At 70.7% G+C, this 18,356-nt stretch carries 19 protein-coding genes; 8 read left to right on the top strand and 11 right to left on the bottom strand.

Annotation, left to right across the window (positions count from 1 at the left end; all coding sequences use genetic code 11):
- Positions 1 to 1,167 (bottom strand): 3-hydroxy-9,10-secoandrosta-1,3,5(10)-triene-9,17-dione monooxygenase oxygenase subunit, encoded by a 1,167-nt coding sequence (hsaA, locus tag AB0M02_RS23165; RefSeq protein ID WP_364229853.1) that lies wholly within the window; start codon positions 1,165 to 1,167, stop codon positions 1 to 3.
- Positions 1,168 to 1,253: 86 nt separating this feature from the next.
- Here hsaA and AB0M02_RS23160 point away from each other — a divergent pair, with 86 nt between their 5' ends.
- The 4 genes from AB0M02_RS23160 to AB0M02_RS23145 all read left to right on the top strand — a co-directional run bounded on the left by AB0M02_RS23160 (position 1,254) and on the right by AB0M02_RS23145 (position 4,848).
- Entirely contained in the window at positions 1,254 to 2,381 is a 1,128-nt protein-coding gene (locus AB0M02_RS23160; protein WP_364229851.1) for a Rieske 2Fe-2S domain-containing protein, read from the top strand.
- Positions 2,378 to 2,620: a hypothetical protein gene (locus AB0M02_RS23155; RefSeq protein WP_364229849.1), complete on the top strand. Its 243-nt coding sequence runs from the start codon at positions 2,378 to 2,380 to the stop codon at positions 2,618 to 2,620. Before AB0M02_RS23160 ends, AB0M02_RS23155 begins: the two co-directional genes overlap by 4 nt.
- Positions 2,620 to 3,555 (top strand): ferredoxin--NADP reductase, encoded by a 936-nt coding sequence (locus tag AB0M02_RS23150; protein ID WP_364229847.1) that lies wholly within the window; start codon positions 2,620 to 2,622, stop codon positions 3,553 to 3,555. Before AB0M02_RS23155 ends, AB0M02_RS23150 begins: the two co-directional genes overlap by 1 nt.
- A gap of 513 nt (positions 3,556 to 4,068) precedes the next feature.
- On the top strand, positions 4,069 to 4,848 hold the full coding sequence (locus tag AB0M02_RS23145; protein WP_364229845.1) for a hypothetical protein: 780 nt from the start codon (positions 4,069 to 4,071) through the stop codon (positions 4,846 to 4,848).
- A 252-nt stretch (positions 4,849 to 5,100) separates the two neighbouring features.
- Here AB0M02_RS23145 and dmpG read toward each other — a convergent pair whose 3' ends face one another.
- Genes dmpG through AB0M02_RS23125 form a run of 4 tightly spaced genes read right to left on the bottom strand, consistent with a single transcriptional unit; the run spans position 5,101 to position 9,304 of the window.
- A complete protein-coding gene (gene dmpG / locus AB0M02_RS23140) occupies positions 5,101 to 6,120 on the bottom strand; it encodes a 4-hydroxy-2-oxovalerate aldolase (protein ID WP_364229844.1) in 1,020 nt (339 codons plus the stop codon).
- Positions 6,104 to 6,970 carry an acetaldehyde dehydrogenase (acetylating) gene (locus AB0M02_RS23135; RefSeq protein WP_364229842.1) on the bottom strand — a complete coding sequence of 289 codons (867 nt, stop codon included), beginning with the start codon at positions 6,968 to 6,970 and terminating at the stop codon, positions 6,104 to 6,106. The genes dmpG and AB0M02_RS23135 overlap by 17 nt, the downstream gene beginning before the upstream one ends.
- Positions 6,967 to 7,752 (bottom strand): 2-keto-4-pentenoate hydratase, encoded by a 786-nt coding sequence (locus tag AB0M02_RS23130; RefSeq protein ID WP_364229841.1) that lies wholly within the window; start codon positions 7,750 to 7,752, stop codon positions 6,967 to 6,969. The genes AB0M02_RS23135 and AB0M02_RS23130 overlap by 4 nt, the downstream gene beginning before the upstream one ends.
- On the bottom strand, positions 7,736 to 9,304 hold the full coding sequence (locus tag AB0M02_RS23125) for an FAD-binding protein (protein ID WP_364229840.1): 1,569 nt from the start codon (positions 9,302 to 9,304) through the stop codon (positions 7,736 to 7,738). The genes AB0M02_RS23130 and AB0M02_RS23125 overlap by 17 nt, the downstream gene beginning before the upstream one ends.
- Before the next feature lie 73 nt (positions 9,305 to 9,377).
- Between AB0M02_RS23125 and kstD the strand changes: the two genes are divergently transcribed.
- The 3 genes from kstD to AB0M02_RS23110 all read left to right on the top strand — a co-directional run bounded on the left by kstD (position 9,378) and on the right by AB0M02_RS23110 (position 12,912).
- A complete protein-coding gene (gene kstD / locus AB0M02_RS23120) occupies positions 9,378 to 11,006 on the top strand; it encodes a 3-oxosteroid 1-dehydrogenase (protein WP_364229838.1) in 1,629 nt (542 codons plus the stop codon).
- A gap of 296 nt (positions 11,007 to 11,302) precedes the next feature.
- Complete coding sequence (locus AB0M02_RS23115) at positions 11,303 to 11,710, top strand: YciI family protein (protein WP_364229836.1); 408 nt, start codon at positions 11,303 to 11,305, stop codon at positions 11,708 to 11,710.
- On the top strand, positions 11,707 to 12,912 hold the full coding sequence (locus AB0M02_RS23110) for a sigma-70 family RNA polymerase sigma factor (protein WP_364229835.1): 1,206 nt from the start codon (positions 11,707 to 11,709) through the stop codon (positions 12,910 to 12,912). The genes AB0M02_RS23115 and AB0M02_RS23110 overlap by 4 nt, the downstream gene beginning before the upstream one ends.
- On the opposite strand, the gene AB0M02_RS23105 is transcribed toward AB0M02_RS23110, so the two are convergent.
- The 3 genes from AB0M02_RS23105 to AB0M02_RS23095 are packed head-to-tail and all read right to left on the bottom strand — an operon-like array spanning position 12,893 to position 14,924.
- Positions 12,893 to 13,852 carry a hypothetical protein gene (locus AB0M02_RS23105; protein WP_364229834.1) on the bottom strand — a complete coding sequence of 320 codons (960 nt, stop codon included), beginning with the start codon at positions 13,850 to 13,852 and terminating at the stop codon, positions 12,893 to 12,895. The genes AB0M02_RS23110 and AB0M02_RS23105 overlap by 20 nt on opposite strands.
- A complete protein-coding gene (locus AB0M02_RS23100) occupies positions 13,852 to 14,340 on the bottom strand; it encodes a SigE family RNA polymerase sigma factor (protein WP_364230009.1) in 489 nt (162 codons plus the stop codon). Before AB0M02_RS23100 ends, AB0M02_RS23105 begins: the two co-directional genes overlap by 1 nt.
- A gap of 20 nt (positions 14,341 to 14,360) precedes the next feature.
- The gene (locus AB0M02_RS23095; RefSeq protein WP_364229833.1) at positions 14,361 to 14,924 is read right to left on the bottom strand and encodes a TetR/AcrR family transcriptional regulator; all 564 of its coding nucleotides are present in this window, start codon (positions 14,922 to 14,924) and stop codon (positions 14,361 to 14,363) included.
- Positions 14,925 to 15,024: 100 nt separating this feature from the next.
- Here AB0M02_RS23095 and AB0M02_RS23090 point away from each other — a divergent pair, with 100 nt between their 5' ends.
- Entirely contained in the window at positions 15,025 to 16,197 is a 1,173-nt protein-coding gene (locus AB0M02_RS23090) for a macrolide family glycosyltransferase (RefSeq protein WP_364229831.1), read from the top strand.
- Here the strand turns inward: AB0M02_RS23090 and AB0M02_RS23085 are convergent.
- The 3 genes from AB0M02_RS23085 to AB0M02_RS23075 form a co-directional block, all read right to left on the bottom strand.
- The gene (locus AB0M02_RS23085) at positions 16,194 to 16,739 is read right to left on the bottom strand and encodes a hypothetical protein (RefSeq protein ID WP_364229829.1); all 546 of its coding nucleotides are present in this window, start codon (positions 16,737 to 16,739) and stop codon (positions 16,194 to 16,196) included. The two genes, AB0M02_RS23090 and AB0M02_RS23085, sit on opposite strands and share 4 nt — an antisense overlap.
- An 84-nt stretch (positions 16,740 to 16,823) precedes the next feature.
- Positions 16,824 to 17,969 carry a lipid-transfer protein gene (locus tag AB0M02_RS23080; RefSeq protein WP_364229827.1) on the bottom strand — a complete coding sequence of 382 codons (1,146 nt, stop codon included), beginning with the start codon at positions 17,967 to 17,969 and terminating at the stop codon, positions 16,824 to 16,826.
- The gene (locus AB0M02_RS23075; RefSeq protein ID WP_364230007.1) at positions 17,966 to 18,337 is read right to left on the bottom strand and encodes an acyl dehydratase; all 372 of its coding nucleotides are present in this window, start codon (positions 18,335 to 18,337) and stop codon (positions 17,966 to 17,968) included. Before AB0M02_RS23075 ends, AB0M02_RS23080 begins: the two co-directional genes overlap by 4 nt.
- Between the last annotated feature and the right edge of the window lie 19 nt (positions 18,338 to 18,356).

Genomic DNA, 18,356 nt, shown 5'->3' with positions numbered 1-18,356 from the left:
TCACACCATCGCGTCGTTGAGAGGCAGCCCGAACTCGCCGCGGCCGAACATGGACAGCGCCCGCTCCGGATCGTTGATGGCGTGCACCCGCCCGGAGTGGGCGTCGCGCCAGAAGCGCTGGATCGGGGTGCCGACCGCGAGGGCACGGCCGCCGGAGTTCTCGAACATCCGGTCCACCGCGCGGATCGACAGCTCGGTGCCGCGGACCTGGTCACGCCGGCAGCGCAGGCGCAGCGGCATGGGCAGCTTCTCGCCGGCGGTGGTGTACTCCATCAGCTCGGTCATGTTCGCCTTGAGCGCGAGCCACGCCGAGTCGATGTCGCCGGCCGCCTGGGCCACCCGGACCTGGGAATGCGGATCCTCGGCGGCCTTGACACCCACATAGGACGCGCGGACGCGCTGACGGGTGTACTCGACGTGCGCCTGGTACGCACCCGTCGCCATCCCGATGATCGGTGTGGTGATCGCGTAGGAGAACAGCGACGCATACGGGATCTTGAACAGCGGTCCCGGGTTCTGCTCCTGGCCGGGGCAGAGGCAGCGCGCGGTGTCGTTGAAGCTCAGCGATCGATACTCAGGGACGAACGCGCCGTCGACCACGATGTCGTTGCTGCCGGTGCCGCGCAGCCCGACGGTGTTCCAGACGTCCTCGATCGTGTAGTCGGCGATCGGTAGCAGGAACGTCTTGAAGTCGGCGGGCGAACCGTCGTCGCCGGGTGGCACGATGCCGCCGAGCAGCACCCAGGTGGCGTGGTCGCAGCCGGAGGAGAAGCTCCAGCGCCCGGTCACCCGGTAACCGCCGTCGACTCGGGTGATCTTGCCGGTTGGCGCGTAGGACGAGGACATCCGGGTGGCCGGGTCGCCGGCCCAGACGTCCTGCTGCGCCTGGTCGGGGAAGAGCCCGAGCTGCCAGTTGTGCACGCCGATCACCGACGCGACCCAGCCGGTGGAACCGCAGGCCGAGGCCAGCTCGCGGACACAGGTCAGATAGGTCAGCGGGTGCGCCTCGAGACCGCCGAACCGGGTCGGCTGCAACAGCCGGAAGAAACCCGTCTCGACCAGCGATTTCACGATCTCCGGAGACAGGGCCCGGCGGTCCTCGGTCTCCTGCGCTCGTTCCCGTAGAACGGGTAACAGGTCGTGCACTCCGGCGAGGACCGCGTCCATGAGATCACTCCAGCGGGTTGGCCTGCGTGTAGGACGGTCCCTATACTAGAACACGTTCTACTTACGGACCAGATCCGGAGCGGCTCATGAGCATCGGCGAGCAGCAACCACGCACCATCGACACCGGAGCCGTCCCGGCCAGGTTCGCCCGCGGCTGGCACTGCCTGGGCCTGGCCGACGGTTTCCGGGACGGCAAGCCCCACGCGATCGAGGCGTTCGGCACGAAACTCGTGGTCTTCGCCGACTCCGGCGGCGCCCTGCACGTCCTGGACGGGTACTGCCGTCACATGGGCGGCGACCTCACCATGGGCACGGTCAAGGGCGACACGATCGCGTGCCCGTTCCACGACTGGCGGTGGCGAGGTGACGGCCGCTGTGACGCCGTTCCGTACGCACACCGGGTTCCGATGAGAGCCCGCACCCGATCCTGGCTGACCTGCGAGGAGAACCGTCAGCTGTTCGTCTGGAACGACCCGCAGGGCAACCCGCCGCCGCCCGAGGTCGCCATCCCCCGCATCGAGGGCGCGTTCTCCGGCGAGTGGAGCGACTGGACCTGGGACTCGGTACGCATCGAGGGCGCCAACTGCCGCGAGGTCATCGACAACGTGGTCGACATGGCGCACTTCTTCTACATCCACTTCGCCTTCCCGACGTTCTTCAAGAACGTCCTGGAGGGCCACGTCGCAGCGCAGTTCCTCAACACGCGACCCCGGCCGGACGTACCGATCACGGCGAGCCAGTCCGGTGACACGACGCTGCGGTCCGAGGCGGCGTACTACGGGCCGTCGTACATGATCGACTACCTGTTCAACACCTGGCACGGCATCGAGGTCGAGTCCGTACTGATCAACTGCCACTACCCGGTCACGCCGACCTCGTTCGTCCTGCAGTGGGGCATCATCGTCAAGCGGCTGCCCGGTCTCACCAGCGAGCAGGCGGCCAAGGCGGCGTCCAAGTTCTCCAAGAGCATCGGCGTCGGCTTCCTGCAGGACGTGGAGATCTGGCAGAACAAGACCCGCATCGACAACCCGCTGCTCTGCGCCGAGGACGGGCCGGTGTACCAGTTGCGCCGGTGGTACGAGCAGTTCTACACCGACGTCGAGGACGTCACCGAGGACATGACGGCACGCTACGAGTTCGAGGTCGACACCACCCGGGCGGTCGAGACCTGGGAGGCCGAGGTCGCCGAGAACCAGGCCCGGATGGCCTCGTGAACGAGCGCCGCGAATACCTCGAGGGCGGGCTCGTCGACGTCGGGTGCGAGACCTGCGGGATCCCGGTCCGGGCCGGCAAGAAGAGCACGATGCAGACCAGCGTGCAGTGGTCCGGGCCGGCCTGCGCGCGTCTCGCCGAAGCCGCCGGCGGCCGGCCCACCGCACTCGTGCCGACCTGCCCCCACCTGCGGGACTCGCTGGACCGCGCGGTGCGTGAGGGCCGCCTGGAGGTGAGCTGATGCCGGCCTTCCGCCCGATCGGGGTCGCTTCGGTGATCGCCGAGACGCCCGACGCGGTTTCGCTGGTTCTGAACACGACGTTCGACTACCTCCCCGGCCAGTACCTGACGGTCCGCACCCCGGCCGGCGCCCGCTGCTACTCGCTCGCAAGCTGCCCGTTCACCGATCCGGCGCCCAAGGTGACGGTCAAGCGCGTCCGCGGCGGTCAGGTCTCGAACTGGATCTGCGACAACGTCCGGCCGGGCGACACTCTCGATGTCGCGGGACCCGCCGGCACCTTCACCCCCGGGTCACTCGACGACGATTTGTTACTGCTGGCCGGGGGCTCCGGCATCACCCCGATCATGGGGATCATCAAGGCCGTCCGGGCGCGCGGGCATGGCGATCTTTCTTTGGTGTACGCGAACCGCGATCGCGATTCCGTCATCTTCGGGTCCGAGCTCGCCGGCCTGCTGCCGGTCACGCACTGGCTGGACAGCGAGCGCGGTGTGCCGACGGCGGACGCTCTGGCGGGAGTGCTCCGCCCGTACGCTGATCGCGAAGCCTTTCTCTGTGGCCCGGAAGCGTTCGTCGCGGTCGCGGAGAAGGCGTTGCAGCTGGCCGGCGTGCCCGTGGACCGGATCCGGGTGGAACGGTTCGAGATCGAGCCGGTGGACAGCCAGGCGGCGATCGCGGAGGTCTCGATCGACGGGCAGACGCACGTGCTGCCGTGGGCACCGGGCAAGCGCCTCCTCGACGTGATCATCGACGCGGGCCTGAATCCGCCGTATTCGTGCCGGCAGGGGCAGTGCGGCGCGTGCGCGGTGCGGATGACGAGCGGGGAGGTGGATCTCGTCAACAACGAGATCCTCGAGGAGGAGGACTTCGCGGAGGGCTACATCCTGGCGTGCCAGGCCGTGCCCCGCTCCGATCGAGTCACCGTGACGTACTACTGACTCACCCTCCTCCCTGCCGCGCCCAGATCTCCACCGCCTTTCGATCTTGGGCAACCGAGCCGGTCAAACGACTCCTCGACGTGGGCCTGGTTCCGCGCTTCGGTCGGGTACGCGTCAGCTGTTGCTGATCGCTATCGTGGCGGCGTGGCTTTCGAGCGCTTGATCTCGCATCCGTCGTTGCCGCTGGTGGCGGGGTGGGACTCGGTGCGCCCTGTGATCCGGGTTCATGAGGTCGCGGGCGGGGAGTTCCGGCAAGTGGGTGTCGTCGAGGGGCCGGAGGAACCCTACGGTGACGAGATCGGGTGGGAGCGGGTCGAGCGGACGCCGGTAGCGGCCTGGCATCCTTCGCGGCCGGAGTTGGTGGTGTCGGCGGCGTCCGGGACTGTTCGGTGGGTAGCGGGTTCGACGAGGCCCGTGTTTTCCGCACATTTCGGAGATATCGCATTTGATCTTGATGGTCAGCGGCTCTGGGCGGCGCCTTCGCCCGGAGACGAGGGCTGGCGGACCTCAGAGGTGATCGATCTCGACTCCACGACGTCGGTGACCGCGCCCATGCGCTGGGACACCGGCGTGGCGGTGCATCCGGCGAGTGGGCTCGTGGCGACCCTGCAGAGCGATCAGGGTGCGACGCTGATCGTCTTCGCGCGGGTCGACCCGCAGGGGGTCATGCGGCCTCAGCGGCGGGCGCTCGTGCTGGACTGCGACGGTTACGAGACACCGGTCTTCAGTGCGGACGGGCGGCACTTCGCGGTACGCGGCAACGCCTACGACAACTCCGTGGAGGTCTTCGAGTTCCCGTCGTTGCGCCGGGTCGCGGGGTTGACGCTGGGTGAGCCCAGTCCGGGATATCCGTACCCGCCGGAGTGGCTTGAGGAGATGCACTCCTGGTCCCGGCACAATCTGGCGTTCGGGTCATCACTGTGGATCGGCACACCGTCAGGGTCGCTGATCGAGTGCGCGGTGGACGGGTCGGTTCTCTCGGAGCGGGTGGTCTGCTCGGGGGTTACCGCGTTGACCTCCCTCGCTTCGGGTGAGCTCGTGGTCGCCGGTCAGGAGGGCGAGTTGGTGCTCGTGGAGGAGGCGGCATCGGCGGTACCGATTCCCGGCGAGTCGGTTGTTTCGTTCTTGGCTGCGACGTCTGACGCGCCGGACGGCTTCACCATGGACACCGGTCTGAGCCTGACCGACGGTAAGCAGTCCTGGGAAGCCGAGGACCTGGCAACGGTCACCGAGACCACCGCCGGCGACCCGTCGTGGCTGCGGATCCAGGCGGCGATGAACCGGCACTCCTGAAGCCCGCCGACCCGGCCAACAGCGAACGGGCTCCCTGGGAACGGGCTCCCTGGGAACCGGCTCCGCACGCACGAACTCCCCACGCACGAACTCCCCACGCACGAACTCCCCACGCACGAACTCCACACGCGCACGAACTCCCCACGCACGAACTCCGCACGCGCACGAACTCCCCACGCATGGACGCCCGGGGGCACGAACGCCCGAAGGCACCGGCGCCGTACGGGTCCCGGCGGGCGCGAGCGGCCAGGGCTACGAGCCGGCCTGGCTCAGCTCCCGCGCGATCCCGATCAGCTGGTCCTCCTGGCCGCCCACCAGGCGCCGCTCCCCCGCTTTCACCAGGATCTGCGCGCCGGAGACCTGGTAGCGCTCGGCCAGCGAGTAAGCGTGCAGCAGAAAACTCGAGTAGACGCCCGCATAGCCCATGATCAGTGCCATCCGGTCCAGCTTGCATTCGTCCGGCATGGCTGGGCGCACGACGTCCTCCGCGGCGTCGACGATTTTGAAGAAGTCGACGCCGGTGTGGATGCCGAGTTTGTCGCAGACGCCTACGAAGGCCTCGACCGGTGTGTTGCCGGCGCCGGCGCCGAAGCGGCGGGTGCTGCCGTCGATCTGTCTCGCGCCGGCGCGGTAGGCGAGGATCGAGTTGGCCACGCCGAGGCCGAGGTTCTCGTGGCCGTGGAATCCGACCTGGGAGTCATCGCCGAGTTCCGCGACGAGGGCGGCCACCCGGTCGCTGACCTGGTCGAGCACGAGCGCGCCGGCGGAGTCGACGACGTAGACGCACTGGCATCCGGCATCCGCCATGATCCTGGCCTGTTTCGCGAGCGCCTCGGGCGGGCTGGAGTGGGCCATCATCAGGAAGCCGACGGTCTCCAGCCCGAGTTCGCGGGCCAGTCCGAAATGCTGGACCGAGATGTCGGCCTCGGTGCAGTGCGTGGCGATCCGGCAGACCTGGGCGCCGTTGCCGGCCGCGGTGCGGATGTCGTCGATGACGCCCACGCCGGGGAGCATCAGGAAGGCGATCTTCGCGCGGGTCGCGGTGGCGACGGCCGTGGTGATCAGTTCCTGTTCCGGGGTGTGGCTCAGCCCGTACGTGAACGAGGACCCGCCGAGCCCGTCGCCATGGGTGACCTCGATGACCGGGACACCGGCGGCGTCCAGCGCGGCGACGATGTCGCGCACCTCGGTGGTGGTGAACTGGTGCCGCTTGGCGTGCGACCCGTCCCGCAGCGACGAGTCAGTGATCCGCAGGTCAAGCAAGTCCCTCACCCACCCTGGTGGCCGCCGCCGTCATGATGTCCAAATTCCCCGCATATTTCGGCAAATATTCCCCAGCGCCGCTGATTTCAACGAATATCCCGACCCGCAGCATCGAGCCAACCTGATCAAACTGCGGCTCATCCAAAAGCCGATATCCAGGCACATATTGGGAAATGTCGCCAACCATCGCCTTCACCGATTCTGAAATCGACGAAGTGTCGGCCTCCAACCCCACCGCACAGAAAACCGTATCCCGCATGATCAACGGCGGCTCGGCCGGATTCAACACGATGATCGCCTTCCCCCGGGCCGCTCCCCCGATGGTCTCCAGCCCACGACTGGTCGTACGCGTGAACTCATCGATGTTCGCCCGAGTCCCCGGCCCCGCCGACCTCGACGCCACCGACGCCACGATTTCGGCGTAGCTGACCGGCGTGATCCGTGAGACCGCGTGCACCATCGGAATCGTCGCCTGCCCGCCGCACGTCGTCAGGTTCACATTCACCGCGTCCCGGTGCGCACCGAGATTGACCTCCGGCACCACAGCCGGCCCGACCGCCGCCGGCGTCAGGTCGATCGCCCGGATGCCCGCCTCCGCATAACGCGGCGCGTTGACCCGGTGCACCGCCGCCGACGTGGCCTCGAAGACCAGATCAGGCAGCGGATCCTGCCGTAGCAGCCAGTCCGCCCCGCCGGTCCCGGTCGCCAGCCCGTGCTGGGCCGCGAGCCGCAACCCCGGGCTCTCCGGATCGATCCCCGCCATCCACCGCGGCTCGATCACCGGCGACCGCAGCAGCTTGAACATCAGATCGGTTCCGATGTTGCCCGATCCCACGATCGCCGCGCTCAGTGTCGTCATGACTTCCCTTCGAAGCTCAGGCGTACCTCGCCCAGCCCGCTGAACGTCGCCCGGAACTCGTCACCGGGACGCGCGTCGACGGCCCTGGCGCAGGCTCCCGGCAGGATGAGATGCCCGGCTCGCAGCCGCACTCCGAACGCGGCCACCGTGCGCGCGAGCCAGGCGACCGCGGTCACCGGATTGCCGAGGACGGCGTCGGACCGGCCCGCTGCCACCGGTTCCGCACCGCGATAAAGAACAGCGGCGATGCCGCGAGGATCAAGAGCATCCGGGGGTACGCGTGACGCGCCCACAACGAACCCGGCGGACGACGCGTTGTCGGCGATCGTGTCCGCCAGACTGATCTTCCAGTCCGCGATCCGGCTGTCGATGAGCTCGATCGACGGTGCGAACGCCTCGGTCGCCGCCAGCACGTCGTCCTCGGTGCACCCCTCACCCGGCAGGTCCGCGCCGAGCAGGAACGCCACCTCGATCTCCACCCGCGGGTAGCAGTAGCGCCCGGCGTCGGCCTGCTCGTCCTCGCTCAGCCGCATGTCCGCGAGCAGATGACCGTAGTCCGGCTCGTCCACGCCCATCATCTGCTGCATGGCCTTGGACGACAGCCCCACCTTGTGCCCCACGACGGTCCCGCCCCGCCGCCCGATGTTGTGGAGCTGGATCGCATAGGCGTCCGCCGCCGTCAGCTCCGGATGATCGGCGATCAGCGGCGGTATCGGGGCCCGGTCCCGCTCGGCGGCCCGCAGCCGGTCGGCCAGCACCCGCAGCTCACTCTGATCGATCATGAACCCCTCCCCGATCGGCAACACCTAGTCCCGACGCGGCGTGGGTGCCGGCTCGGCGGCCGGAGAAGACGCAGTCGGCGAGGGAGAGGCCGCTGACGTAGCTGCCCGAGCAGATGCCGACCGCTGTCCGGCCCGCCGCGTAGAGCCCGGCTATCGCGCTTCCGTCCGGCCGGGTGACCGCACCGGTCTCCTCATCCACGGTCAGCCCGCCGAGCGTCAGCATCGGCGCCGGCAGCCCTCGCGCCCGCACCGAGACGTCGATCAGCGAGTACGGCCCCCGGTCCAGCCGCCGGACCAGCTCGGCCGGCTTGCCCGCCGGATCCGGGCCGTCGTGGTACTCCCCGAGCGTCGCGGCCAGACCGTCCGGGTCGACACCGGCCTTGCGAGCCACGGCCTCCACCGTCGGCGCCGAGACACGGCCACCACTCAGGAGCCACCACGCCTGCAAGCGCTGGAACCACAACGTCTGGGAGCGCACCTGCCGTCTCGCCTCAGCCAGCACCCGTGCGTCCACGAGGAGCCACGCCCGGCCGCCGGGGCGGCGCAGGACCGCATCCCCGATCGCAGCGCCGTAGAGCGACTCGTCGCAGACGCGGCGCCCGTCCCGGTCGACCAGCACCCCGCCGAGCAGGGCCGACGGCGGCGTGAGGAAGCGCCACAGGGTGACCCGGTCGAGGTGGCGGGTGCCGCCGCCGGCCGCGGTGCCGAGGCGGATGCCGGAGCCGTCGTCGCCGGGCGTGCCGAGGCGCAGCCCGCCCCGGTACAGCGGCGCGTGCTCGGCCGTCATCGCCCGGTCGAAGACGAACCCGCCGGCCGCCAGCACCACGCTGCCGGCTTCGATCGTCTGCGAGCGGGCGTAGCGGCGTTCCAGCGAGGCGACCGCCCGGTGCAGCCCGCGGCCGAGGCCGGGCAGGTAGAGCCCCGGTTTCACGGACAGCCGGTGCAGCACGCGGTGTCCGGCACGGGCCCAGCCGGGTGCGCCGTCCAGGGTGCGGACCTCCACCCCGCCGACCCGGCCGTCCGGGCCCAGGACCAGGCGGTGCGCGGCGGTCTGGAAGCGGACCTCCACGCCACAGGCGCGGGCGGCTGCGGCGAGCCGGGCGTTCAACTCACCGCCGGAGGTGCCGCGGGCGTGAGTGCGGTGACCACGGGCCACGCCAGGACGCTCGCTCCCCGACTGATAGAGATAGTGCCGATCGGTCGGGTAGGACGTCTTGTACGGGCACAGGCTCGCCTCGAACGGCACACCCTGGTCGCAGAGCCAGTCGAGCAGCCCAGAACTCTGCTCGCAGAACCTCCGCAGGGTCGCCGCCGACACCGCATCCCCGACTTCAGTGCGCAGGTACTCGTACATTTGCTGGGGTGTGTCCTTGATGCCCGCCTCGCGCTGGAAGCGTGTCCCCCCGCCGGCGTAGACGATGCCGCCGGAGATGGCCGTCGCGCCGCCGCCGCGGAACCTGTCGAGGACGACCACCCGGGCGCCCGCCGCCGCTGCCTCGATCGCGGCGCACGCACCCGCGGCCCCGTGACCGACCACCACGACGTCATACACTGCGGCTCCGATTCTGAAACGCGTATCACCAGGATTCTTCAGCTTCAGCGCCGGATAACTATAACCTGTTCTAGTGGCGATTGAGGATGACGTCGTTGATGTCGTGGTGGTGGGCAGCGGCGGGGCCGGGATGACAGCCGCGCTGGCCGCGGCACACTCCGGACTGACCGCGGTGGTCGTCGAGAAGGCGGCGGTGTACGGCGGGTCGACCGCCCGCTCCGGCGGCGGGCTGTGGATCCCCGGCAACGAGGTGCTGGGCGGCAGTGCCGACGACGGCACGTACCTGGCGCACGTCGCCGGCGCGGAGGTACCGCTCGCCCGGCGGCAGGCGTTCCTGGCGCACGGCCCGGCGATGCTGGCGTTCGTCCGCCGGCACACGCCGCTCGACTTCGCCTGGGTGCCGGGCTATCCGGACTACCACCCGGAGGCGCCGGGCGGCCTGGCGAGGGGTCGCTCCATCGAGCCGAAGCCGCTCGACACCCGGCTGATCGGGGAGGACCTCGAAACGCTCGCCGCGCCCTACCGCGCGGCGCCGGACGGGATGGCGATCACGGCCGTGGACTACCGGTGGCTGTCGCTGGGTTTCCGGAACCCGCGGTCGGCGGTCACGGCCGTACGGCTGGGGTTGTCGGCGGCGCTCGACCGGGCACGCAAGCGGCGACGGCTCACCATGGGCCAGGCGCTGGCGGCCGGGCTGCGGGCCGGTCTGCGGTCGGCGGGCGTGCCGGTGCTGCTGGACACCGCGCTGACCGGCCTGGTCGACGACGGTGACCGGGTCGCCGGGATCCGCTGCGGCGAGCGGGTGATCCGGGCCCGGGGCGGCGTGCTGCTGGCCAGCGGCGGGTTCGAGCACAACGAGCGGATGCGGCAGCGGTATCAGCGGATCGGCACCGAGTGGACGGTCGGCGCGACCGGCAACACCGGTGACGGCATCGAGGCCGGGCACCACCTCGGCGCGGCGCTGGACCTGATGGACGAGGCGTGGTGGGGGCCGTCGCTGCCGCTGACCGGCGGGCCGTACTTCTGCCTGGCCGAGCGCAACCTGCCCGGCAGTCTGATCGTGGACGGGACCGGCGCGCGGTTCGTCAACGAGGCCGCGCCGTACGTCGACGCCGTCCACGCGATGCTCGGCCGCGACGGCTCCGGGCCGCACCTGCCCGCGTGGCTGGTCACCGACCAGTCCTACCGCGACCGCTACCTGTTCGCCGGCCGCGCACCGCGAGCCCCGCTGCCGCGCCGCTGGTTCGACGCCGGCGTCGCCCACCGCGCCGGCACCCTGGCCGAACTCGCCGCCCGCATCGACGTGCCACCGGCCGCGCTCCAGGACACCGTCGACCGCTTCAACGGCTTCGCCGCGGCCGGCACCGACGACGACTTCCACCGGGGTGCCTCGGCCTACGACCGCTACTACGGTGACCCGCGCCAGCGCCCCAACCCGTGCCTGGGCCCGCTGTCGAAGCCGCCGTTCTACGCGTTCTCCCTGGTGCCCGGCGACCTCGGCACGAAGGGCGGCCTGCGCACCGACGAGCACGCCCGGGTGCTGCGCCCGGACGGGTCCGCGATCACCGGCCTCTACGCGGCCGGCAACGCCAGCGCCTCGGTGATGGGCCGAGGCTACGCCGGCGCCGGCGCCACGCTGGGCCCGGCGATGACGTTCGGCTACCTCGCCGCCCTCTCCATGGCCGCCACCCCCGCGTGTTGAGTACGGCCCACCGGCTAACCACAACTCCACACGCAACAAACCCACCCCCGCGTGTTGAGTACGGCCCACCGGCTAACCCCAACTCCACACGCAACGAACCCACCCGAGCGTGTTGAGTACGGCCCACCCACCCACCCCAACTCCACACGCAACAAACCCACCCCCGCGTGTTGAGTACGGCCCACCGGCTAACCCCAATTCCACACGCGGGTGGGGGATGTCGAGAATCGGCGGGCGGCTCCGTTTGTGGGGTGAGCGCCCGGCACGTGTCCGGGGCCGCGAGGGAGGAAACCCGCATGCGTTACCTGCTGATCGTCGACTACCGGCCGGGCACCGTCGAGACGCCGATGACCGAGTGGGCGCCGGAGGACGTCAAGGCGCACATGGACTACTACGGCGCACTGCGCGAGGAGCTGCTGGCCAGCGGCGAACTGGTCACCCAGGAGGCACTCACCGGGCCGGAGCACGCGAAGACGGTGACCGGCGACGGGGTGACCGCGCCGGTGGTGACCGACGGGCCGTACGCCGAGTACAAGGAGATGCTGGCCGGATATCAGCTGGTCGACGTGGAGTCGGAGGAGCGGGCCATCGAGATCGCGGCGAAGGTCTCGGCGGTGCCGGGGCCGGGTGGGGTGCCGCAGCAACAGCCGATCGGGGTGCGCCGGGTGATGACCGAGGCCGACTTCCGGGACATGGGGATTTGAGCAACGGGCTGGAGGACGTGCTGCGCGAGGCGGCGCCGGGCGTCGTCGCCGTCCTCGCGCGCCGGTACGGGGACTTCGGGGCAGCGGAGGACGCTGTGCAGGAGGCGCTCATTGCGGCCACGGATAATTGGGGGCGTTCCGGCGTACCCGAAAATCCTCGTGCGTGGCTGACGCGGACCGCCTCGCGCAAGTTCCTCGATGCCGCCCGCAGTGACCAGGCGCGCCGGCGCCGTGAGGTCCTCGCCGCGATGCGCGAGGTGCCCGGTGAGGCCCGGGAGCGCGACGACACGCTGACGCTGCTCCTCCTCTGCTGCCACCCGTCGCTGACCCCGGCCTCGGCCATCCCGCTCACGCTGCGCGCCGTCGGCGGCCTGACCACCGCGGAGATCGCGAACGCCTTCCTCGTGCCGGAGGCGACCATGGCGCAGCGGATCAGCCGGGCGAAGGCGCGGATCAAGTCGTCGGGGACGCCGCTGCGGATGCCCGATCCGGCCGAGCGGCCGGAGAGACTGCGTTCGGTCCGGCATGTGCTTTACCTGATCTTCAATGAGGGGTACGCGGTGAGCACCGGCCCGCACCTGCAGAGGCTGGAGCTGAGCGCCGAGGCCATCCGCCTGACCCGGATGCTGCACCGGCTCGTGCCCTCCGACGGTGAGACGGCCGGGCTGCTGGCCCTGATGCTGCTCACCGACGCCCGCCGGGACGCGCGCACCGGCCCGAACGGCGAGCTGATCCCCCTCGACGAGCAGGACCGCTCCCGCTGGGACCGCACACTGATCGCCGAGGGGACCGGCCTGCTGGACGCCGCCTTCAGCCGGGGAGCCGTCGGCGAGTACCAGCTGCAGGCCGCGATCGCCGCCCTGCACGCCCGCGCCGCCCGCCCGGAGCAGACCGACTGGCCGCAGATCCTGGCCCTGTACGGCGTCCTCGAGAAGATCACCGGCAACCCGGTCGTGCGGCTGAACCGGGCGGTCGCGGCGGCCATGGCGGCCGGCCCGGACGAGGGCCTGGCGCTGCTCGACGGGCTCGAGGGCGTGCCGCGGTTCCGGGTGGACGCGGTCCGCGCCCACCTGTACGAGATGGCGGGTGACCCCCGGGCCGCCGCCGAGCTGTACCGCTCGGCGGCGGCCGGCACCGACAGCCTGCCGCAGCAGCGCTACCTGATCACCCGGGCCGCCCGGCTCAATCAGGCCACTCGCTGAGGTCGTCGAGGTCGCCGACCCTGCGGTAACCGTCCCGGACCGTCCGGCCGTCGGACTCGGTGTAGCCGTTGCCGATCCCGTCGACGTCGACGCTCACGACCGGCTCGTCGTCGACCGGGGTGCGCTCGGCGCGGACGACCAGCCACCGCTTGCCGTCGCCGACCACCAGCGTGCCCTCGCTGAACCGCTCGCTGCTCGCGGCGAGGGTGACCGAGCAACTCGTGATCGACGAACCGGCGGGCAGCTCGGTCAGCTCGAACGGCACGGTGCAGCGGCGGGCGCTGTCGAAACGCACCCGGCCGGCGAGGTCGGCCGCGTCGGCGCCGTCCATCGCGTACGTCTCCAGCCGCGCCCACACCCCGTCGATCGGCTGCCAGCGGACGAACCACAGGTCCTCGGCCGGCGTGTTCGGCTCCGACCAGACCGTGCCGGTCCGGCCGCCGATCCGGACGTTCACCGGGTGCTTCTCGAACTCGATCGCCGACGAGCTCAGCACCTGTTTGATCGAGTCGAGCCGGTCGGCGTCGCGGGTCAGCAGCAGGCGGCCGCTCCCGGCCGGACCCCAGTACTTGACGTCCTCGATACCGGAGCCCGCCGTCCACTCGACGTGCCGCGCGCCGGCCACCAGGGCGCCGGGGTCGAAATGCAGCGTCCACGGGTCGGCGCCGACCAGGTCCGGCCGGGTCGCGGCGCCGGACTCGCCGGTGGCGGCGGGCGCGAGGATCCCGTCCGGCTTCGGGACCGGGGCGGTGGCCGGCTGCCAGAGCAGTGCGGCGGCGCTCACGACGGCCACGGCCGCACCGATCACTCCACCCCGGCGCCTGATCTTGATGCGGCGGCCGCGCTGCCGGGCGCGCTCCACGATCGGGGCCGGGTCGGTCTCGCCGCCGGCGTGTGCCCGCAGCGTGGCGGCGAGCCGCTGGTCGAGGTCGGTGGACATCAGCACACTCCCGTCGTCGAGATCCGCTGGTGCTCGCGCAGGGCGTCCAGGCCCCGCTTCGCGTGCGTCCGTACGGTGCCGGTCGCGCAGTTCATGATCTCCGCGATCGTGGTGTCGTCGAGATCCTCGTAGTAGCGCAGCACGATCACCGTGCGCTGCTTCGCCGGCAGCGCGCGCACCTGCCGCCACAGCTCGTCGCGCTCGGCCAGCTCGGCCGCGGTGTCACCGGCACCCGCGGTGTCGGCCGGCTCCGCGACCGTGGCCTCCCGGTTGGTGGGCCGTCGCCACCAGGAGTGATGGGCGTTGACCAGCATCCTGCGCACGTACAGATCGGGCCGGTCGGTGCGGGCGATCCGGCCCCAGCGCGCGTACGCCCGGGCCAGCACGTCCTGCACGAGGTCCTCCGCGCGATGCTCGTCGCCGCAGAGCAGCCGCGCGAGCCGGATCAGCGCCGGTCCGCGGGCATAGGCGTACTCCTCGAACGTCACATCCTCTTCAACGCCACTCGTCACCCGTTTCGTAGACACGCGGCCATCGTCAATTCGACGAGTTGGTCCGCGTACTCCTCGGTGAGCGGCCCGTTGCGCAGCAGCCACCGGTGATAGATCGGCCCGAACAGCAACTCCACCACCAGGTCGAGGTCGACACCCTCGCGGATCTCCCCCCTGCTCAGCCGTTCCTTGACCGCGGTCAGCTGCGGGCGCAGGAGCTGATCGCGGACCTGCTCGGCCAGGGCCTCGTCGGCCAGGGTCTCGATGGTGATCGCCCGGGTGGTGGCCGACAGCTTCGGATCGGCGAACTCGGCGACCGTGGCCCGGATGACGGTACGCAGGTCAGCGCGGAGGTCACCGGTGTCCGGCAGCGTCATGTCCGTCACGCCGCCGTCCACCAGCGCCTCCAGGATCACCGCGCCCTTACCCCGCCACCAGCGATAGATGGTCTGTTTGCCGACCCCGGCGCGAGCCGCGATCGCCTCGATCGTGAGGTCGGGATAGCCGGTGTCGGCGAGCAGTTCGAGAGCGGCGTCGAGGATCGCGCGGCGGGAGCGCTCGCTGCGGCGGGTCGTGGTCACGCGGTGGATCGTAGCGCGTTGCCGAGACGAGACGTCTCGTGCTAGTTTCTGCTCTCAAGCGAGACGAGACGTTGCGTCTCGTATTTCGAAGGGACTTCCCGTGCCGCATATCGCGATGGTCAGCATCCCGGCCCACGGCCACGTCAACCCGAGCCTGGAGATCCTGCGCACGCTGGTGGCGCGGGGTCATCGGGTCACCTATGCCAACGCGCGTTCGTTCGCCGACACGATCGCCGGTGTGGGTGCCGAGCTGAAGCCCTACGAGTCGACGCTCCCCGCCGGCGACGACGAGTGGGACGGCGACCAGATCGACCACCTGACGCTCTTCCTCGACGACGCGATCGCGATGCTGCCGCAGCTGCGGGCGGCGTACGAGAATGATCGCCCCGACCTGTTCCTCTACGACATCGCCGGAGCACCCGCCCGCATCCTCGCCGAACAGTGGGGCGTCCCGGCGATCCAGCTCTCGCCGACGTTCGTGGCGTGGGACGGCTACGAGCAGGACATGGCCCCGATGATCGAGTCGATGCGGGCCGACCCGCGCGGAGCCGACTATTACCGGCGGTTCTCCGCATGGCTCGCCGCGAGCGGCTCGTCGATCACCGACGGCCCGGCGTTCATGGGCCGGCCGGACCGGGCGCTCGCGCTGATCCCCCGCGCCTTGCAGATGAACGCCGACCGCGTGGACCCGGCCGTCTATGACTTCGTCGGCCCGATCCGCGCCCCGCACTCGCCCTGGACCCGCCCGGACGGAAAGGTTCTGCTGGTGTCGCTGGGCTCGGCTTTCACCAACCACCCCGACTTCTACCGGCGCTGTGTCGCAGCCTTCGGCTCGCTGCCCGGCTGGCACACGGTGCTCCAGATCGGCGCCCACGTCGACCCGGCCGCGCTCGGCCCGGTGCCGGACAGCGTCGAGGTCCACCCGTGGGTGCCGCAGCTCGCGATCCTGGAGGAGGCGGACGCGTTCCTCACCCACGGCGGGATGGGCGGCAGCAGCGAGGGACTCTGGTGCGGCGTCCCGATGATCGTGGCACCACAGGCCGCGGACCAGTTCGCCAACGGTGAGCAGCTGGCGGCGCTGGGTGTGGGCCGGGTGGTCGACTCGGCCACCGTCACCGTGGAGGAACTGCGAGAGGCGCTGGTGCAGCTCACGTCGGATCCGGCGGTGGCTGCTCGCAGTGCCTCGATCAAGGCAGAGCTGCGCGCGACGGGCGGTGCCGAGCGGGCGGCCGACCTGATCGAGGCGGGCCTGTCAGTCCGGCCACGTTTCTAGCTGGGCCCACACGTGTCGTCCGGCCGCACCTCGCGGCTGTCCTGCTGGAAGGCGCCTGCCGAATACCGGTAGGAATAGGTGAACACGACCTCGGGGCAGGTCGCGTCGCTGCTCTCGTCCACGCCGTTGGCCTTGATCAGAACGGCGCCGCCGGACCAGGAGACGCCGGAGACGTAGGGTTTATCGTTTCCGGCGTCGTCCAGCAGGGTTCCGAGGCGCCGGGGCTTGGCGGCCGGTGAACCGCCGTCGAAGACCTCGACGGTCGAGGGGCTGTACTCGGTGTCGCCCTCGCAGGCGCGGGCCACCACGGCGTCGGGGGTGCCGTCGGTGGTCACGTCCGCGATCGCGACATCCTGCACGACGACCAGCTCACCCCTACCGCACGGAGTGAGTAATTTGTCCCACTTGACCCGTTTGCCAAGGGAAGCCAGGGTCGTCTCAACGGGAGAAGAGGACGGGGCCGGCGGGGGCGGTGAGGACGAGGTGCAGCCCGCGACGAAGCTCAGGACGAGCAGGGGCACGGCGGCGGCACGTTTCGGCAAGGTGAGTCCTCAGCAGGGTTCGGCGGAGGCACCAGGATAGGTGCCCACCTGCGGTTTCATGCCGGAACGGCAGATCTCGGGCCGTCAGGCGGGTGCCAGGATCAGACCACTGGTCGGTACGCCGGTACCCGCGGTCACCAGAACCGGCCCATCGCCCGGTACCTGGTTGACGGCGGTTCCCCGAACCTGCCGGACCGCCTCGGCGATGCCGTTCATGCCGTGGATGTACGCCTCACCCAACTGCCCACCGTGCGGATTCACCGGCAGCCGCCCGCCCAGCTCGATGCCACCGTCCGCGATCAGGTGCCGCGCCTCGCCCCGCCCGCAGAACCCCAGCTCCTCCAGCTGCATCAGCACATACGGCGTGAAGTGGTCGTAGATCACGGCCGTCCGGATGTCGGCGGGCGCGTACCCCGACTGCGCCCAGAGCTGCCGCGCCACCACACCCATCTCCGGAAGCGCCGCCACGTCGCAGCGGTAATAGCTGGTCATCACGAACTGCCCGGGACCGCTGCCCTGGGCCGCCGCCGTGATCACCGCGGGCGGTCGTGCGAGATCGCGGGCGGTGGAAAGTGAGGTCACCACCAGGGCCACCGCACCGTCGCTCTCCTGGCAGCAGTCGAGCAGCCGCAGCGGCTCGGCGATCCACCGCGACGCCCGGTGCTCGTCGAGGGTGATCGGCCGGCCGTGGAACCAGGCGTACGGATTGGTCGCCGCGTGCCGCCGCGCCGCCACGGTGACCCGGCCGAAGTCGTCGCCGCTGCCGCCGTAGTCGTGCAGGTAGCGGCGGGCCACCATGGCGACCATCGCGGCCGGCGTGGCCAGCCCCATCGGGTAGTGCCACCCGGCGTCGACGTCCGGCGAGACCACGGCCTGCCCGAAGCGGCGGCCGGACCGCTCGTTGAGAGCGCGGTAGCAGACCACCACGTCGGCGATCCCGGCGCTGATCGCGAGGACGGCCTGCTGCACGACCGCGCAGGCGGCGCCTCCTCCGTACCCGATCCGGCTCAGGAAGCTCAACTCGCCGACGCCCAGCTCGCGCCCGACGGCGATCTCGGCGTTGTTGTCCATGCTGAACGTGACCAGGCCGTCGACATCGGCCGCCCGCAGGCCGGCGTCGTCGAGCGCGGCCCGGATCGCCTCGACCGCGAGGCGCAACTCGCTGCGCCCGGAGTCCTTGGAGAACTCGGTGGCGCCGATACCGGCGATCGCGGCGGCCCGGCTGATCATTGAGCGATCCCCACGGTGCCGGTGACGTGCACGCCGCTCGGGGTCCGCCCGACCACCGCGACCACACCGTCCGAGACCAGCTCGCCGGTGAAGGTCAGCGTGTCGTACGCGAAACACGGCGCCCCCAGCCGGATCGCAACCGACCGCACGTCGCAGCCGGGCCCGGCCCAGTCGGTGACATAGCGCTGCACGAGCCCCGTGGTGGTCAGGATGTTGACGAAGATGTCCCGGCCGCCGAGCCGCACCGCGGCGTCCCGGTCGTGGTGCACGTTCTGGAAGTCCCGGGTGGCCAGCGCCGTGCTGATGATCACTGTCGGCGTGACGTCGAGGGTCCAGACCGGCAGGACCGGCACGTCCGCCCGCCACACCGGCAGGCCGTTCTCGACC

Origin of the sequence: Actinoplanes sp. NPDC051861, from assembly GCF_040681145.1 — a bacterium.
Lineage (GTDB): Bacteria > Actinomycetota > Actinomycetes > Mycobacteriales > Micromonosporaceae > Actinoplanes.
Note: the sequence above shows the minus strand (reverse complement) of the source record. Positions and strands in the feature narration are given on the sequence as shown.

What these genes read in the sequence shown, in the direction of transcription:
- hsaA (WP_364229853.1), bottom strand. Translation starts at nt 1,167, where the DNA reads ATGGACGCGGTCCTCGCCGGAGTGCACGACCTGTTACCCGTTCTACGG.
- AB0M02_RS23160 (WP_364229851.1), top strand. Translation starts at nt 1,254, where the DNA reads ATGAGCATCGGCGAGCAGCAACCACGCACCATCGACACCGGAGCCGTC.
- AB0M02_RS23150 (WP_364229847.1), top strand. Translation starts at nt 2,620, where the DNA reads ATGCCGGCCTTCCGCCCGATCGGGGTCGCTTCGGTGATCGCCGAGACG.
- AB0M02_RS23135 (WP_364229842.1), bottom strand. Translation starts at nt 6,970, where the DNA reads ATGACGACACTGAGCGCGGCGATCGTGGGATCGGGCAACATCGGAACC.
- AB0M02_RS23130 (WP_364229841.1), bottom strand. Translation starts at nt 7,752, where the DNA reads ATGATCGATCAGAGTGAGCTGCGGGTGCTGGCCGACCGGCTGCGGGCC.
- AB0M02_RS23115 (WP_364229836.1), top strand. Translation starts at nt 11,303, where the DNA reads ATGCGTTACCTGCTGATCGTCGACTACCGGCCGGGCACCGTCGAGACG.
- AB0M02_RS23105 (WP_364229834.1), bottom strand. Translation starts at nt 13,852, where the DNA reads ATGTCCACCGACCTCGACCAGCGGCTCGCCGCCACGCTGCGGGCACAC.
- AB0M02_RS23080 (WP_364229827.1), bottom strand. Translation starts at nt 17,969, where the DNA reads ATGATCAGCCGGGCCGCCGCGATCGCCGGTATCGGCGCCACCGAGTTC.